13 protein-coding genes are annotated in these 17,017 nt (G+C 72.1%); 7 read left to right on the top strand and 6 right to left on the bottom strand.

All coding sequences use genetic code 11. The annotated features are described in order from the left end of the window. Positions 1 to 118 precede the first annotated feature (118 nt). On the top strand, positions 119 to 1,852 hold the full coding sequence (locus tag ACZ7DL_RS10925) for an ABC transporter ATP-binding protein (RefSeq protein ID WP_470773253.1): 1,734 nt from the start codon (positions 119 to 121) through the stop codon (positions 1,850 to 1,852). After that, positions 1,852 to 3,780, top strand: coding sequence for an ABC transporter ATP-binding protein (locus ACZ7DL_RS10920; protein ID WP_470773252.1), 1,929 nt, complete (start codon positions 1,852 to 1,854; stop codon positions 3,778 to 3,780). The genes ACZ7DL_RS10925 and ACZ7DL_RS10920 overlap by 1 nt, the downstream gene beginning before the upstream one ends. Positions 3,781 to 3,945: 165 nt before the next feature. On the opposite strand, the gene ACZ7DL_RS10915 is transcribed toward ACZ7DL_RS10920, so the two are convergent. Next, positions 3,946 to 4,746, bottom strand: coding sequence for a TetR/AcrR family transcriptional regulator (locus ACZ7DL_RS10915; protein WP_470773251.1), 801 nt, complete (start codon positions 4,744 to 4,746; stop codon positions 3,946 to 3,948). A gap of 84 nt (positions 4,747 to 4,830) precedes the next feature. Between ACZ7DL_RS10915 and ACZ7DL_RS10910 the strand changes: the two genes are divergently transcribed. Together ACZ7DL_RS10910 and ACZ7DL_RS10905 are read left to right on the top strand one after the other, a co-directional pair. Beyond that, entirely contained in the window at positions 4,831 to 5,214 is a 384-nt protein-coding gene (locus ACZ7DL_RS10910) for a VOC family protein (RefSeq protein ID WP_470773250.1), read from the top strand. A gap of 142 nt (positions 5,215 to 5,356) precedes the next feature. Continuing rightward, positions 5,357 to 5,758 carry a YbaK/EbsC family protein gene (locus tag ACZ7DL_RS10905; RefSeq protein WP_470773249.1) on the top strand — a complete coding sequence of 134 codons (402 nt, stop codon included), beginning with the start codon at positions 5,357 to 5,359 and terminating at the stop codon, positions 5,756 to 5,758. 18 nt (positions 5,759 to 5,776) lie between these two features. Here ACZ7DL_RS10905 and ACZ7DL_RS10900 read toward each other — a convergent pair whose 3' ends face one another. The 5 genes from ACZ7DL_RS10900 to ACZ7DL_RS10880 all read right to left on the bottom strand — a co-directional run bounded on the left by ACZ7DL_RS10900 (position 5,777) and on the right by ACZ7DL_RS10880 (position 12,754). After that, positions 5,777 to 7,072, bottom strand: a complete 1,296-nt coding sequence (locus ACZ7DL_RS10900; protein ID WP_470773247.1) for an RNA polymerase sigma factor — start codon at positions 7,070 to 7,072, stop codon at positions 5,777 to 5,779. Between the two features lie 67 nt (positions 7,073 to 7,139). Beyond that, a complete protein-coding gene (dnaG, locus tag ACZ7DL_RS10895; RefSeq protein ID WP_470773245.1) occupies positions 7,140 to 9,044 on the bottom strand; it encodes a DNA primase in 1,905 nt (634 codons plus the stop codon). A gap of 126 nt (positions 9,045 to 9,170) precedes the next feature. Continuing rightward, positions 9,171 to 10,433, bottom strand: a complete 1,263-nt coding sequence (locus tag ACZ7DL_RS10890; RefSeq protein ID WP_470773243.1) for an NAD(P)/FAD-dependent oxidoreductase — start codon at positions 10,431 to 10,433, stop codon at positions 9,171 to 9,173. 136 nt (positions 10,434 to 10,569) lie between these two features. Further along, positions 10,570 to 11,847 (bottom strand): deoxyguanosinetriphosphate triphosphohydrolase, encoded by a 1,278-nt coding sequence (locus ACZ7DL_RS10885; protein WP_470773242.1) that lies wholly within the window; start codon positions 11,845 to 11,847, stop codon positions 10,570 to 10,572. 115 nt (positions 11,848 to 11,962) lie between these two features. Further along, positions 11,963 to 12,754, bottom strand: coding sequence for a sirohydrochlorin chelatase (locus ACZ7DL_RS10880; RefSeq protein ID WP_470773241.1), 792 nt, complete (start codon positions 12,752 to 12,754; stop codon positions 11,963 to 11,965). Positions 12,755 to 12,906: 152 nt separating this feature from the next. Between ACZ7DL_RS10880 and ACZ7DL_RS10875 the strand changes: the two genes are divergently transcribed. From ACZ7DL_RS10875 to ACZ7DL_RS10865, 3 genes are all read left to right on the top strand, one after another. Further along, entirely contained in the window at positions 12,907 to 13,584 is a 678-nt protein-coding gene (locus ACZ7DL_RS10875; RefSeq protein WP_470773240.1) for a SanA/YdcF family protein, read from the top strand. A 105-nt stretch (positions 13,585 to 13,689) separates the two neighbouring features. Then, positions 13,690 to 16,125: a molybdopterin oxidoreductase family protein gene (locus tag ACZ7DL_RS10870; RefSeq protein ID WP_470773239.1), complete on the top strand. Its 2,436-nt coding sequence runs from the start codon at positions 13,690 to 13,692 to the stop codon at positions 16,123 to 16,125. 56 nt (positions 16,126 to 16,181) lie between these two features. After that, a complete protein-coding gene (locus ACZ7DL_RS10865) occupies positions 16,182 to 17,012 on the top strand; it encodes an arylamine N-acetyltransferase family protein (protein WP_470773238.1) in 831 nt (276 codons plus the stop codon). The last annotated feature ends 5 nt before the right edge of the window (positions 17,013 to 17,017 follow it).

The raw sequence follows: 17,017 nt of genomic DNA, 5'->3' as shown, positions 1-17,017 counted from the left end.
GGCCGTACGGGGCCGGACACCGCCGGATTAATCGGTTGAGGTAACGCGGGTGGAGTGTCCGACGATAGGGGCCAGGGGCAACCGACCAGCCCCTGTCGCCGACTCCGAGAGACGTAGCGTGCTCATACGACTTCTGCGGACCTATCTCAGGCCCTACAAGAAACCCATAGCGTTCCTGGTACTGCTCCAGTTCCTGCAAACCTGCGCCACCCTCTACCTGCCCACGCTGAACGCGGACATCATCGACAACGGTGTCGTGAAGGGGGACACGGGTTACATCCTGTCCTTCGGCGCCCTGATGATCGGCATCTCCCTGGCGCAGGTCGTGTGCAACATCGGTGCCGTGTACTACGGCGCCCGGACCGCCTCCGCGCTCGGCCGGGACGTGCGCGGGGCCGTCTTCGACCGGGTGCAGTCCTTCTCCGCGCGTGAGGTGGGTCACTTCGGGGCGCCCTCACTCATCACCCGTACGACGAACGACGTCCAGCAGGTCCAGATGCTGGTCCTGATGACGTTCACGCTGATGGTGTCGGCGCCCATCATGTGCGTGGGCGGTATCGTCCTCGCCCTCGGCCTGGACGTGCCGCTGTCCGGGGTACTGGTCGCGGTCGTCCCGGTGCTCGGCGTCTCCGTGACGCTCATCGTGCGCCGGCTGCGCCCGCTGTTCCGGTCGATGCAGGTCCGCCTGGACACGGTGAACCGGGTGCTGCGCGAGCAGATCACCGGCAACCGGGTGATCCGCGCCTTCGTCCGGGACGAGTACGAGCAGGGCCGGTTCGGCAAGGCCAACGCCGAGCTGACCGACATGCAGATGGCCACCGGCCGGATGCTCGCCCTGATGTTCCCGATCGTCATGACGGTGGTGAACGTGTCGTCCATAGCGGTGGTGTGGTTCGGCGCCCACCGCATCGACAGCGGCGGGATGGCGATCGGCGACCTGACCGCGTTCCTCGCCTATCTGATGCAGATCGTCATGGCCGTGATGATGGCCACCTTCATGTTCATGATGGTGCCGCGCGCGGAGGTCTGTGCCGAGCGCATCGAGGAGGTCCTGGACACCGATTCGAGCGTCGTGCCGCCGCTCGCGCCGGTCACGGAGCTGCGCGTGCACGGGAACCTGGAGATCCGGGGCGCGGGCTTCCGCTATCCGGGTGCCGAGGAGCCGGTGCTGAGGTCCATCGACCTGATCGCCCGGCCCGGTGAGACGACCGCCGTGATCGGCTCCACCGGCAGCGGCAAGTCGACGCTCCTCGGGCTCGTCCCCCGGCTGTTCGACGCCACCGAGGGCGAGGTCCTGGTGGACGGCGTGAACGTCCAGGAGGTCGATCCGCAGCTGCTCGCCAGGACCGTCGGACTCGTGCCGCAGAAGCCGTACCTGTTCGCGGGCACGGTCGCCACCAACCTGCGCTACGGCAACCCGGACGCCACCGACGAGGACCTGTGGCACGCGCTGGGGGTGGCGCAGGCCAAGGACTTCGTGCAGAAGCTGGAGGGTGGCCTGGACGCCCCGATCGCACAGGGCGGGACGAACGTCTCCGGCGGCCAGCGGCAGCGGCTCGCGATCGCCCGCACCCTGGTGCAGCGCCCGGAGATCTACCTCTTCGACGACTCCTTCTCCGCGCTCGACTACGCCACCGACGCGGCCCTGCGCGCCGCGCTCGCCCAGGAGACCGCCGAGGCGACCGTCGTCATCGTCGCCCAGCGGGTGGCGACCATCCGCGAAGCGGACCGGATCATCGTGCTGGACGAGGGCCGGGTGGTCGGCACCGGCCGGCACCGGGAACTGATGGCATCCAACGAGACCTACCGGGAGATCGTGCTCTCCCAGCTGACGGAAGCGGAGGCCGCCTGATGGCCGGGCCCATGGGACGCATGATGGCCGGGGGCGGCCCCGACCAGCGCTCGATGGACTTCAAGGGGTCGGGCAAACGGCTCGTCGCCCAGTTCAAACCGGAACGGCTCACGATCTACGCCCTGCTGCTGTGCGTGGTGATCAGCGTGGGCCTGAGCGTGATCGGCCCGAAGATCCTCGGCCGGGCCACCGACCTGGTGTTCGCGGGCATCATCGGCCGGCAGATGCCGGCCGGGGACACCAAGGAGCAGGTGCTCGCCTCCATGCGCGAGCGCGGCCAGGGCCGGGTCGCGGACATGCTGAAGGGCACCGACTTCACGCCCGGCAAGGGCATCGACTTCGACGCCGTCGGGAACGTCCTGCTGCTCGCGCTCGGCACGTTCATGGTCGCCGGTCTGCTGATGGCGATCGCGACCCGGCTGGTGAACCGGGCCGTGAACCGCACGATGTACCGGCTCCGGGAGGACGTGCAGACGAAGCTGTCGCGGCTGCCGCTGTCGTACTTCGACAAGCGCCAGCGCGGTGAGGTGCTGTCCCGGGCGACCAACGACATCGACAACATCGGGCAGACGCTCCAGCAGTCGATGGGCCAGCTGATCAACTCGGTGCTGACCATCATCGGCGTCCTCGTGATGATGTTCTGGGTCTCCTGGCTGCTGGCGCTGGTGGCGCTGGTCACCGTGCCGCTGTCGTTCGTGGTCGCCACCCGGGTCGGCAAGCGGTCGCAGCCGCACTTCGTGCAGCAGTGGCGCTCCACCGGCAAACTGAACGCCCACATCGAGGAGATGTACACCGGGCACACCCTGGTGAAGGTGTTCGGGCGGCAGGAGGAGTCGGCACAGCAGTTCGCCGAGCAGAACGAGGCGCTGTACCAGGCCGCGTTCAAGGCGCAGTTCAACAGTGGTGTCATGCAGCCGCTGATGATGTTCGTGTCGAACCTGAACTACGTGCTGGTGGCGGTCGTCGGCGGGCTGCGGGTCGCGTCCGGCGCCCTCTCCATCGGTGACGTGCAGGCGTTCATCCAGTACTCGCGGCAGTTCTCGATGCCGCTGACGCAGGTCGCGTCGATGGCGAACCTGGTGCAGTCCGGTGTCGCCTCGGCCGAGCGGATCTTCGAACTCCTGGACGCGGAGGAGCAGGAGGCGGATCCGGTGCCGGGCGAGCGGCCGGCCCAGCTGCGCGGGCGGGTGCGCCTGGAGCATGTGTCGTTCCGGTACGACCCCGAGAAGCCGCTGATCGAGGACCTGTCGCTCACGGTGGAACCGGGGCACACGGTGGCGATCGTCGGCCCGACCGGCGCGGGCAAGACCACGCTGGTCAACCTGCTGATGCGGTTCTACGACGTCTCGGGCGGCCGGATCACCCTGGACGGGGTGGACATCCGGAAGATGACCCGGGACGAACTCCGTTCCGGCATCGGCATGGTGCTCCAGGACACCTGGCTGTTCGGCGGCACCATCGCGGAGAACATCGCGTACGGCGCCTCGCGCGAGGTCACGCGCGGGGAGATCGAGGAGGCGGCGCGGGCGGCACACGCGGACCGTTTCGTCCGTACCCTCCCCGACGGCTACGACACCGTGATCGACGACGAGGGCACGGGCGTCAGCGCCGGTGAGAAGCAGCTGATCACCATCGCGCGGGCGTTCCTGTCGGACCCGGTCATCCTGGTGCTGGACGAGGCGACGAGTTCCGTGGACACGCGGACCGAGGTGCTGATCCAGAAGGCGATGGCCAAACTCGCCTCCGGCCGGACGTCGTTCGTGATCGCGCACCGGCTGTCGACCATCCGGGACGCGGACACGATTCTGGTGATGGAGAACGGGTCCATCGTGGAACAGGGCGCGCACGCGGATCTGCTGGCGGCCGACGGGGCGTACGCCCGGCTGTACAAGGCCCAGTTCGCGCAGGCTGTGGCCGAGGTGGACTAGGGCCTCGCCGGCCGATCCTGCCGGGGTCACGGGGCCTGACTCACGCGCCAGGCCCCGCTCGGGCGGGCCGGCGGGCTCGGCCGGCCGGCAGACTCGGTCGGCCGGCAGGGTCGGTCGGCCGGCAGGGTCGGTCGGTCGGAGCCGGCCTGATCCGGGAGAAAGGCCCTAGCGGTCTTCGGCCCGCGCCCGGGCGTTGCGCTCCTCGATGAGTGCCGCGAAGCCGTCGAGCACGCACCGCAGCCCGAACTCGTAGGCGTGGTCGGGGTTGCAGGCGCCCTGGTGGGCTGCGCCGGCCGCGCTGCCCACGCGGGTGGCGAGCGGGTGGCGGGCGGGGTCGAAGACACGGGCCAGGAGGGGGGCGTTGGCCTCCCACCACTGCTGGTCCGACATGGCGCTGTCGCGGGCGGCGGCCTGGGCGTCGATTGCGGTGCGGGCCGTGGACTGGACGAAGGCGAGGAGGTGGGTGAGCGCGGCGTCCATTTCGATGTCGTCGAGTCCGATCCCGTCGAAGGCGCCCAGTTCGTGCTCGTACTTGGCCATCAGGCCGGGCCCGAGAGCAGGGCGGGTGACGGGCAGGGTGGCCACCCAGGGGTGGCGCCGGAAGAGAGCCCGGTTCTCCTGGGCGACGGTCGTGACACGGGTGCGCCAGCAGGTGCCCGGCAGGTGCTCGGTGCGGGGCATCTGCTGGTAGACGGCGTCGAGCATGAGGTCGAGGAGCTCGGCCTTGCCCGGGATGTAGGTGTAGAGCGTCATCGGTGTGACGCCGAGCTCCTGGGCGATATGGCGCATGGTGAGCGTGTCGAGGCCGTCGCGGTCGGCGAGCTCGATGGCGGCCTGTACGACGGTGTCGATGCTGAGCTGCTGCTTCGGACCGCGTCTGGAGACGTTGTGTCCTGCCTCCCGCCACAGCAGTTCGAGGGTGCGCGCAGGGTCGCCTGCGCCGGTGCGGTCCTTCGGCTTCGCCATGGTTCACATTCTCTCGCGGACTCCTGCGGGAGGTTCCGAAACGTGAACCCTATCTTTGTACGCTGTATAGAGTACGGTGTACAGATGCAGATCACCGCCACCGCCGTTTCCCTGAACGTCGACGACGTCACCGCCTCCGCCCGATTCCTCACCGAGCACTTCGGTTTCGAGGAGGCCGCCGCCGCGGACGGCTTCGCCTCCCTCGTCCGTGCGGACGCGGCCCATGTGATCTTCCTGCGACGGGGGATCGAGGTCCTGCCCGAGGGCTTCCGGGACCAGCACGCCGCCGGGCTGATCCTGGCCTTCACCGTGACCGATCTGGAGGCCGAGTACGAGCGGCTGAGGAACGAGCAGGTCACCATCACCATGCCGCTGCGGGAGGAGCCGTGGGGCGAGCGGCTCTTCCAGGTGACCGACCCGAACGGCGTGATCATCCAGCTGGTCGACTGGGTCACCCCCGCCCGGTGAAGCCGCACCCACGTGGTCGAACAGCGATCAACTCCCCTTCCCGGCAGGTAATCTCGTCGAGGTGAACGCTCTCGCACCCACCGGTCCGCCGGAGGTCCTCGCAGCGCTTGGCGTGTCCTTCCGGCTGCATGAACACCCTGGCGTGATCAGCCCCGCGGAGGTGTGCGCCGCGCTGGGGATCCCACTGGAGCGGACCGTCAAGACCCTGGCGTTCGTCACGCCCGACGACCGTCTGCTGCTCGCGGCGCTGCCCGGCCATGCGCGGCTGCGGTACGGGGCTCTCGCCCGCGCGGCCGGAATCCGCCGCACCGACCTGTCCCCGGCCGATGCCGGGCGGCTGGCGCGGGCGGGGATGCAGCCGGGCGGGGTGTGCCCCGTGTCCGCGGACCGGGCCGCGGTGGTGGTGTTCGACGAGACCGTCACCCGCCTGGGACGCGTGCACTGCGGCAGCGGCCGGCCCGACCGCAGCATCGAGATCGATGCGGCGGTGCTCATGGCCGCGGTCCCGGCCGCCGCCGAGGCACCGATCGCCGGCCTCACGTAGGGAGAACCGCCCGGACCCTCAGTCCAGGTAGCCCCTCAACTGGTCCGCGAAGGCGTGATCCCTGAGCTTGTTCAACGTCTTCGACTCGATCTGCCGTATCCGCTCGCGGGTCACGCCGAAGATGCGGCCGATCTCCTCCAGCGTGCGCGGGCGGCCGTCCACCAGGCCGTACCGGAGCTGGACGACCTTCCGCTCGCGCTCCCCCAGCGTGGACAGCACCGCTTCCAGGTGCTCGCGCAGCAGCAGGAACGCCGCCGACTCGACCGGGCTCGCCGCGTCGCCGTCCTCGATGAGGTCGCCGAGGGCGACGTCGTCCTCCTCGCCGACCGGGGCGTGCAGCGACACCGGCTCCTGGGCGAGACGCAGCACCTCGCCGACCCGCTCGGGCGCCAGGTCCAGGTGGGCGGCGACCTCCTCCGCGGTCGGCTCGCAGCCGCGCTCCTGGAGCATCCGCCGCTGCACGCGGACGACCCGGTTGATCAGCTCCACGACGTGGACCGGGACGCGGATGGTGCGGGCCTGGTCGGCGAGCGCCCGGGACATGGCCTGGCGGATCCACCAGGTGGCGTAGGTGGAGAACTTGTAGCCGCGCGCGTAGTCGAACTTCTCCACGGCCCGGATCAGGCCCAGGTTGCCCTCCTGGACCAGGTCGAGCATGGTCAGGCCGCGGCCGACGTACCGCTTGGCGACGGACACCACCAGCCGCAGGTTCGCCTCGATGAGCCGGCGCTTGGCCATCCGGCCCATGACCACGAGCCGGTCCAGGTCGAGCGCGAGCTGGCTGTCCAGGTCGGGGGTGCTGACCAGCTTCTCCTCCGCGAACAGGCCGGCCTCCACCCGGCGGGCGAGTTCCACCTCCTCGGCGGCGGTGAGCAGCGGGATACGCCCGATCTCGCGCAGGTACTGGCGGAACAGGTCGGCGGAGGGGCCGCTCGTCTCGGCCCGGGCGGCGGCCGGTGCCGCGACGGGCTCGACGGGCTCGGTGGCCTCCTCGATCTCCTCGGGCTCCTCGGGCTCCTCGGTGAGTGCCTCGGCGGGCGGTTCCGTCGGCTCCACGGGCACCGCCTCCGGGTGCAGGGCGGCACGGCCCTGCGGGGGGACGGCCGCGAGGACATCCGACTCCGCGTCCGGCTCGTCCGCGGTGGTGCCGGTGGCGCTGCTGCTGTCGGTCTGGGCGAGGGTCTGGGTCTGCACGGGGGCGACCTCCAGGATGATCGCTGCCGTAGGCTGCGGCAGCGCTACTTCGGGAGCGGAGAGTCGACGGCCTGCGCTCCGAGGACTCGGGCACCGCACCCAGTGTGGGGTACGACACAACTCCGCCACGAGGGGCGTGCGGTGACTTTTTGCATCCGGTCCGTGACCGGACGGTCATCCCGGTCGCTCAGAGAGCCGACGGGCCCTCGTCCTGAAGTGCCCGGTCGTACCTGGTCAGGACCATCATCTCGTTCTGGATGGCGGCCGACTGGGCCGGATCGGAGTGGCCGAGCCGGGTCAGCGTGACCTGAAGTTCGGTGAGCCGGCGGGCCACGGCACGGCGACGGACCGTGACGAGCTGCTCGCCCGCGTAGGCCTCGTCCACCGTGCGGCGCATGATCGCCTCCACCGCCAGCTCCGTCACCATCGCCCGGACCGTGTCGTCGGGGGCCGCCTCCCGGACCCGGACCAGGTACTCCTGCGGGTCCTGGACGCCGTACTCCGCGCCGCCCGCTTCCGCGATCGCCTGGCGTACGGCCGCGTAGGGAGGGGCGGTGAACTCGTCGACGCCGTACGCGTCGAACGCGGGCGACACCAACTCGGGGCGCTGGAGCGCGAGTTTCAGCAGCTCACGTTCGGTGGCGTAGACCGGGTTGCGCAGGGTGAGGGCGGGGCCCGAGCCGGTCCGCGCCGGCTCGTAGGCCTCCTGCGGGCGCTGCTGCGGGGCCGGTGCCGGGCCCCGGCCGGCGCCGCCCCGCTCCCGCGCCCAGCGGGCCAGCTGGGCCACCCGGCGGACCACGAACTGGGTGTCCAGGATGCCGAGCATGCCGGCCAGTTCGACGGCGACCTCGTGCTGGGCGCCGCTGTTCTTGATCCGGGCGACGATCGGGGCGGCCTCGTCCAGGGCGGCGGCGCGGCCCGCCGGGGTGTCGAGGTCGTAGCGGCCGACGATCTGGCGGAGCGCGAACTCGAAGAGGGGGGTGCGGGGTTCGGCCAGGTCGGCGACCGCCTCGTCGCCCTTGGCCAGCCGCAGCTCGCACGGGTCCATGCCGTCGGGCGCGATCGCGATGTACGTCTCGGCGGCGAACTTCTGGTCGTCCTCGAAGGCACGCAGAGCGGCCTTCTGCCCGGCCGCGTCACCGTCGAAGGTGAAGATCACGCGGGCCGAGCCGTTGTCCATCAGCAGCCGGCGCAGGATCTTGATGTGCTCCCCGCCGAAGGCCGTACCGCAGGTCGCGATGGCCGTCGTCACGCCGGCGAGATGGCAGGCCATGACGTCGGTGTAGCCCTCGACCACGACGGCCCGGCTGGTCTTGGCGATGTTCTGCTTCGCCAGGTCGATGCCGTAGAGGACCTGGGACTTCTTGTAGATCGCCGTGTCGGGGGTGTTCAGGTACTTCGGGCCGTTGTCCGCCTCGTACAGCTTGCGGGCGCCGAAGCCGACGACCTCGCCGCCGATGTCCCGGATGGGCCACATCAGCCGGCCCCGGAACCGGTCGATGGGGCCGCGGCGGCCCTCCTGGGAGAGCCCGGAGAGGATCAGTTCCTTGTCCGTGAAGCCCTTGCCACGCAGATAGCGGGTGAGGTGGTCCCAGCCCTGGGGGCTGTAGCCGACGTTGAAGTGGACGGCGGCGGCCTGGTCGAAGCCGCGCTCGGCAAGGAAGATCCGGCCGGTCTCGGCCTCGGGGCTGGTGGCGAGCTGCTCGGCGTACCACTGCGCGGCGATCTTGTGCGCCTCGACCAGGCGGATCCGCTCGCCGCGCTGGTGGGCCGGGTTGTACCCGCCCTCCTCGTACCGCAGCGTGATGCCGGCCTGGGCGGCGAGCCGCTCGACCGCCTCGGAGAAGGAGAGGTGGTCCACCTTCATCACGAAGGTGATGGTGTCGCCGCCCTCCTGGCAGCCGAAGCAGTGGAAGAGTCCCTTGCTCGGGCTGACCTGGAAGGACGGCGACTTCTCGTCATGGAACGGGCACAGGCCCTTGAGGTTGCCGCCGCCCGCGTTGCGCAGCTGGAGGTACTCCGAGACCACGGCGTCGATCGGGACCGCGTCCCGTACCGCCTTCACGTCCTCGTCGTTGATCCGTCCTGCCACGGGTGAATTCTACGGGGGCGGACTGACACACATGGGGCACGTGCAGCGCCCGGGAAGGGGCGCGGCGACCCGCGCCACCGGCCGGGAACGGCCCGCAGCCGCACGGCGGCCGGGCCCGGCAGACGCCTAGGCGAGCCCTGCCAACGGTACGTGGGGGTCCGAGAGCGCCTCGATGTTCACCCGGGCCCGGGAGCGGATGAGGTTCTGGATCTGCTCTGTGACATCCCACACGTTCACGTTCATCCCGGCCAGCACGCGCCCCTCCGCCACCCAGAACGCGATGAACTCCCGCTTCCCGGCGTCGCCGCGGATCACCACCTCGTCGTACGAGCCGGGCGGCGCCCAGCCGCTGTACTCCATCCCCAGGTCGTACTGGTCGGTGAAGAAGTAGGGAACGCGGTCGTTGACGACGTCCCGGCCGAGCATCGAGCGGGCCGCGGCCGGGCCGCCGTTCAGGGCGTTCGCCCAGTGCTCCACCCGCAGCCGGGTGTCGAACAGGGCGAGCGGGAAGGACGCCACGTCACCGGCCGCGTAGATGTCCGGGTCGGAGGTGCGCAGCCGCTCGTCCACCGCGATCCCGCCGCCGTGCGCCCGGTCGGCCAGCTCCAGCCCCGCCGCCTCCGCGAGAGCGACCCGCGGCGCCGCTCCGATGGCGGCGAGGACGTCGTGCGCCGGGTGCTCGTCGCCGTCGTCGGTGCGGGCCGCGAGGACCATGCCGTCCTGGCCGACGATCTCGGTGAGCCGGACGCCGAAGCGGAAGCGGACGCCGTGCTCGCGGTGCAGCTCGGCGAAGACGTTGCCCAGCTCGGGGCCGAGGACGCCGTGCAGCGGGGTCGGCGCCGGTTCGATCACCGTGACCTCGGCGCCGTACTCGCGGGCCGCCGCCGCGACCTCCAGGCCGATCCAGCCGGCGCCCGCGATCACGATGTGCCCGTTGTCCCGGCCGAGCGCGGCCAGCACGCCCTTGAGCCGCTCGGCGTGGGCGAGCCGGCGCAGATGGTGGACGCCCGCCAGCTCGGTGCCGGGGATGTCGAGGCGGCGCGGTTCGGCGCCGGTGACCAGGAGGAGCTTGTCGTAGTGGACGAGCGTGCCGTCGTCGCCGAAGCGGACCGTCTTCGCCGTACGGTCGATGCGGTCGACGGTCTGGCCGAGATGCAGCTCGATGTCGTTCTGCGCGTACCAGGCGGGCTCGTGCACGAAGACGCTGTCGCGCTCCTCCTTGCCGAGCAGATAGCCCTTGGACAGCGGCGGGCGCTCGTAGGGGTGGTCGCGTTCGTCGCAGATCAGTATCACCCGGCCGGTGAAGCCCTCCGCGCGCAGCGTCTCGGCCGCCTTCGCGCCGGCGAGGCCGCCTCCGACGATGACGAATGTCTGATCCGCGTCGACCACTTGATGCCTCCTACGGGGGGTCTGGGGGGTGTCTCCCCAGAGAACACAGCGGGTGCCGCCACATGCGAGCGTCCCGCACGCGGCGGGCTGCGGGAAGAGGGAGTGCCCCGATCAGGCCACCGGGGTCATGTTCCTCTCACATATGCCCCGTCAGTCTCGCGTGCAGCGAGAGGGCGGAGGCGTCGGTGAGGGAGGCGATCTGGTCGACGATCACCCGCTTGCGCGCCCGGTCGTCGCCCGCGGCGTCGAACAGCGCCCGGAACTGGGGGTCGAGGCCCTCGGGCGCGCGGGCGGTGAGCGCCTCGGCCAGCTCCGCGACGATCACCCGCTGGTCGGCGCGCAGCTGCTCCTGCTCGGCGCGCTGCATCACATACCGGTCCGCGACCGCCTTGAGCACCGCACACTCCATGCGGGTCTGGCGGGGTACGACCAGTTCGGCGCCGTAGCGGGTGAGCCGGCCGGCGCCGAACGCGGCGCGCGTGGCGCTCTCGGCGGCCAGGCAGAAGCGGCCGATGAGCTGGCTGGTGGCGTCCTTCAGGCGGGCCTGGGCGACCGCGGTGCCGTCGTAGCCGTGCGGCCACCACTCCTCGTCCTGGAGGCGGTCCAGGGCCGCGTCGAGCTCGGCCGGGGCGGTGTCCGCGGGGACGTACCGGCCGATGGCGACCTCGAACACCGCCTGCCGTTCGGGCTCGGCGTGCAGGCAGTCGGGGTCGATGTGGCCGGCGTGCAGGCCGTCCTCGACGTCGTGCACCGAGTACGCCACGTCGTCCGACCAGTCCATGACCTGCGCCTCGAAGCAGGTGCGGGTGCCGGGGGCGTGGGCCCGGACCCAGTCGAACACCGGGCGGTCGTCCTCGTACACGCCGAACTTCCGCGACGCCGGGTCGGTCGGGTGCGTGCCGCGCGGCCAGGGGTACTTGGTGGCGGCGTCGAGGGTGGCGCGGGTGAGGTTGAGGCCGACGGAGCGGTCCTCGGTGAAGCGCTTGGGCTCGATGCGGGTGAGGAGCCTGAGGGACTGGGCGTTGCCCTCGAAGCCGCCGCAGTCGTCGGCGAACTCGTTCAGCGCCTGTTCGCCGTTGTGACCGAAGGGCGGGTGGCCGAGGTCGTGGGCGAGGCAGGCCGCCTCCACCAGGTCGGGGTCACAACCGAGGGCCGCACCCAGCTCCCGGCCGACCTGGGCGCATTCCAGGGAATGGGTGAGCCGGGTTCTGGGGCTGGCGTCCCAGGCGCTGGCGCTGCGCTGGCCTGGCGTGACGACCTGGGTCTTGCCGGCGAGGCGCCTGAGGGCGGAGGAGTGGAGGATGCGGGCGCGGTCGCGTTGGAAGGCTGTGCGGCCCGGGCGTTTGTCGGGTTCCGGGGCCCAGCGGTCGACTGACGTCGGGTCGTATGCCGTGGTGAGTGTGGTGCCTTCCATGAGTCGACAGTAAGCCCAGTCGTCTGCCTGGTTCTGTTTTCGGGTGGCTGCGGGTTGTGTGTGGCCTGTCGCGCCCACGTGGCACAGCCGCCCACCGATACAGCCTCGCGCCCCGTCAGGCGGCTGCCGTGGACGGTGTCGTCAGGCTCTGGTCGTAGCGGTGGAGAATCAGGCGGGCCATCGCATCGTGGGCTCCCAGGGGGGCCGAGGCGATCCATGGGGACTGGGCCGCGCACTGGGTCGCGAAGCGGCCGGGGGCCGTGAAGTACGAGGCGATCGCCACTTGGTGCCGGCCGCGGGCCGCCAGGGTGCGCAGGGCCGTGGGGACGGTCGGGGTCGCCGCCGAGGCGTACGCCGGGACCACGGGGACGCCGAGGCGGTCGGCCAGGAGGCGGGCGGTGCGACGGGTGTCGGTGGCCGAATCGGGATCGCGGGAGCCGGCCGCGGCGAGGACGACCGCGCTGGTGCGCCGGGTGGCGGTGTCCATGACCGGGGGCCAGCCGGCCTCGGTCAGGCGGGCGTGCAGGGCCTCCGCCAGCAGCGGGTGCGGGCCGAGCGGGCCGGCCGTGCGGGTCTGGGCGGAGACTGCCGCGGCCATCTCCGGGATGTCCTTCTTGACGTGGTAGCCGCGGCCGAGGAGGAGCGGGACGAGGACGGCGGGGGCGCTGCCCAGGGCGGCGAGGGTGTCGGGGAGCAGGGGCTCGTTCAGCTCGATGTGGCCCAGGTGGACGGGGAGGGCGGGGCGCAGCTCGCGGACCCGCGCCATGAGGGCCCGTACGGTGCCGAGCGCCCGGGGGTCGCGGCTGCCGTGGGCGACCAGGACGAGCCCGGCGGGGGGAGCCGGGCGGCGGCGGCCGAGCGGGGAGACGAGCCGGCTGCTGGTGCGGGGTGGGATGGACGCCGTCATGGAAGAATCCTGGCCGCGAGACGTTGCATGCCCGTTGCGTGGCCGTCACGGGTATTTTCCGCGGGTTCACCTCGCACGGACGCACGCTGTGAGGCGAACCGGATCGCCCTCGCTCGCGTCCTCCTTGGTCGGAGGCGATCACGGGGGGACCTATGAAGATCCGTCGGCCGCGATGGCCGCGCACGCGTACCGGGCAGCGGCGGCTGGTGCAGGCCGTGATGGCCGGATGTGTGCTGGCGCTGCTGCCGTCGACCTGGCTGCATGTGTCCACGGCGGACCGGCTGCGGACGGCGGCGGACGTGCCGCGCACCGAGGTCGCGGTCGTGTTCGGGGCCGGGCTGTGGCAGGGCGAGCCGTCGCCGTACCTCGCGCACCGGCTGGACGCGGCGGCGAAGCTGTACCGGGCGGGGCGGGTCGAGGTCGTCCTCGTCACCGGGGACAACAGCCGGGAGGACTACGACGAGCCCGACGCCATGCGCACGTACCTCACCGAACACGGGGTGCCGGACGCGCGGATCGTCAGCGACTACGCCGGGTTCGACACCTGGGACTCCTGCGTCCGGGCCAAGAAGATCTTCGGCGTGGACCGGGCCGTGCTGATCAGCCAGGACTTCCACATCCGGCGGGCGGTGGCGCTGTGCGAGGCGGCGGGGGTCGACAGTTACGGGCTCGGGGTCGACGCCAAGCACGACGCGACCTGGTACTACGGCGGCACGCGCGAGGTGTTCGCGGCGGGCAAGGCGGTGCTGGACGCGGTGTTCCGGCCGGACCCGCGGTTCCTGGGGCCGAAGGAACCCGGGGTGGCGCGGGCGCTCGCCGCCGGGCGGTGACGCGATCACCTCACGGTGTGCGGGGCGGCGCGGGGAGGTCGCCGTGCCGGGCGTGTAACCGGATGCGACCCGGGGCCGTAACACACCCGACGCACGCTGGGCGGTATGGAGAACACCTCGACGCCCACCCACTGCCCGTACTGCGCCTTGCAGTGCGGGATGAACATCACGCCCCTGCCCCAGGGGGGCGTCGAGGTCACCGAGCGCCCGGACTTCCCCGTCAACCGGGGCGCGCTGTGCGGCAAGGGCCGGACGGCGGCCCAGGTGCTGTCTCCGGCGGTACGGCTGACCGCGCCGCTGGTGCGGGAGGGCGGCCGGCTGGTGGAGGCGAGCTGGGCCGAGGCGCTGGACCGGATCGCCGAGCGGCTCGGGGCGACGCGGGAGCAATACGGCCCGGACGCGCTCGGGGTGTTCGGCGGAGGCGGGCTGACCAACGAGAAGGCGTACACGCTCGGCAAGTTCGCTCGGGTGGTGCTGGGCACCTCGCAGATCGACTACAACGGCCGGTTCTGCATGTCGTCCGCCGCGGCGGCGGGCATGAAGGCGTTCGGTCTCGACCGGGGGCTGCCGTTCCCGGTGGAGGACATCCCGCGGACCGGCTGTGTGATCCTCGTGGGCTCCAACCTGGCCGAGACCATGCCGCCGTCGCTGCGCTTCTTCACGGAGCTGCGGGAGAACGGCGGCACGCTGATCGTCGTGGACCCGCGCCGGACGAAGACCGCCGAGCAGGCCGACCTGCATCTCGCGCCCCGGCCCGGCACCGATCTCGCCCTCGCCCTCGGCCTGCTGCACCTGGTGGTGGCCGAGGGGCGGACGGACGAGGAGTACATCCGGGAGCGGACCAGCGGCTGGGAGGAGGCCCGGGCCGCGGCGATGGCGCACTGGCCGGAGTACGTGGAGCGGATCACGGGGGTGTCCGTTCCGCAGCTCCGTGAAGCGGTACGGCTGTTCTGCGAGCCGGAGTCGGCGATGGTGCTCACGGCACGCGGCCCGGAGCAGCAGTCCAAGGGCACGGACACGGTGGGCGCGTGGATCAACCTGTGCCTGGCGACGGGCCGGGCGGGCCGCCCGCTGTCCGGCTACGGCTGCCTCACCGGGCAGGGCAACGGGCAGGGCGGGCGCGAACACGGCCAGAAGGCCGACCAGTTGCCCGGCTACCGCAAGCTGGACGACCCGGAGGCGCGCCGCCATGTGGCCGGGGTGTGGGGGGTGGACCCGGACAGCCTGCCCGGTCCCGGGCGCAGCGCGTACGAGCTGCTCGACGCCCTCGGCACGGACGTCCGGGCGCTGCTGCTGATGGGTTCCAACCCGGTGGTGTCCGCTCCGCGCGCGGCCCACGTCGAGGAGCGGCTGCGGTCGCTGGACTTCCTGGTTGTGGCCGACGTCGTGCTCTCCGAGACGGCGGAGCTGGCGGACGTCGTGCTGCCGGTCACCCAGTGGGCCGAGGAGACGGGCACGACGACCAGCCTGGAGGGCCGCGTGCTGCTGCGCCGCCAGGCGGTCGCTCCCCCGCCCGGCGTCCGCAGCGACCTGTACGTCCTGCACGAGCTGGCCGCCCGGCTGGGCGTGGAGAAGGGCTTCCCGACCGACCCGGAGGAGGTCTTCGCCGAACTGCGCCGCGCGAGCGCGGGCGGCCTCGCCGACTACTCGGGCATCACCTACCGCCGCCTGGCCGAGGAGAACGGCGTCTTCTGGCCGTGCCCGGAAACCCCGCCCGAGGAGGGCACCGGGGGCACGGTCGTGGGCGAGGCGTCGAGTGCACGCGCCGGCGGCACGGTGGCGGGTGCGGACGCCGGCGAGACGCCCGGCGCGGGCGGCGGCACGACGCCGGGTACGGCGAGCGGCGCGGTGGGCGGGCCCGCCGGCCGCACACCCGGCGGTGGCACGACGCCGGGTACGGAGAGCGGCGCGGCGGCCGGTGGCGCCGGCTCCGCCGCGGTCGACGGCGAGGACACGGCCCTGGACGCCCTGCCCGACGACCCGACGGCGGACGCCGACACCGCTCCCGACGCCCTGCCCCACGACCCGGCCCCGGACGCCGGCAGCACCCTCGACGCCCCGGCCCCCGTGCACCCCGGCACGCCCCGCCTCTTCCTCGACCGTTTCGCCACCCCCGACGGCCGGGCCCGGTTCGTGCCCGTTGTGTACCGGGCGACGGCGGAGGAGCCGGACGACGCGTACCCGCTGCTGCTGACCACCGGGCGGGTGGTGTCGCAGTACCAGTCGGGGGCGCAGACCCGGCGGGTGGCGGAGCTGAACGCGGCGGCGCCCGGACCGTTCGTGGAGCTGCATCCGCGGCTCGCGGCCCGGCTGGGGGCGGCCGACGGCGACCCGGTCGCGGTGGTCTCCCGGCGCGGCCGGGCCGTGGCGCCGGCCCGGATCACCAGTGCCATCCGCCCGGACACCGTCTTCATGCCCTTCCACTGGCCGGGCGAGGGCCGCGCCAACACCCTCACCAACCCGGCGCTCGATCCGACGTCCCGGATGCCGGAGTTCAAGTCGTGCGCGGTCCGGGTCGAGGTCGTAGGGCCATCGGCGTAGTGGGGTTCGGACCAGGGGACGCGGCCCTGGCGGCCCGGCTCGCTTAGGTTCGGGGTATGTCCGACACCGAACAGTACGACCTCGACGCCTACCTCGACCGCATCGGCTGGAAGGGCGAGCGGCGGGCCGACCTGGCCACCCTGCGGGGTGTGCATCTGGCGCACGCGCTGTCGCTGACCTTCGAGAACCTGGACCCGCTGCGGGGCGAGGTCCCCTCCCTCGCGCCCGCCGACCTGATGGCCAAGATGATCCGGGGCCGGCGCGGCGGCTACTGCTACGAGCACAACACCCTGCTGCGGCTGGCGCTGGAGGCGCTGGGCTTCCGGGTGACCCCGCTGGCCGCGCGGGTGGTGGTGGGCGCGGAGACGCCGGAGAGCCGGCCGCGGACGCACGCGATGCTCAAGGTGGAGGTGGCCGGCGAGCCGCAGCCGTATCTGGCGGACGTCGGCTTCGGCGCGGCCGGTTCGCTGCTGCTGCCGGTGCCGCTGGTGACCGGCACCGAGTGCGAGGGCGCCGGGCGCCGGCACCGGCTGATGCACCTGCCGCACGACGGGCCGCTGGAGCTGTGGGAGCTTCAGACGTACGACCGCCGGGGCGGGGAGTGGGCCGGTCAGTACGCGTTCACGCTGGAGCCGTTCACCGCCGCCGACTTCGGCATGTTCAACTGGTTCATCGGCACCCACCCGCGCTCTCCGTTCACCCGCCGCCCGTATCTCCAGCGGGCCACCGCCGAGCGACATCTCGCCCTGGACGGCGCCCGGTTCACCGAGACCCGCGCCGACGGCACGGTGACCGAGCGCACGCTGACGGACGAGGCCGAGGCGCGGCGCATGGTGACGGAGGAGTTCGGCATCGAGGTGCCCGAGGGGCTGACCCTGCTGAGCTGACGGGC

The sequence above is a fragment of the Streptomyces sp. NPDC036984 genome (genome assembly GCF_055607665.1).
This window is presented reverse-complemented; position numbering and strand designations above follow the sequence as displayed.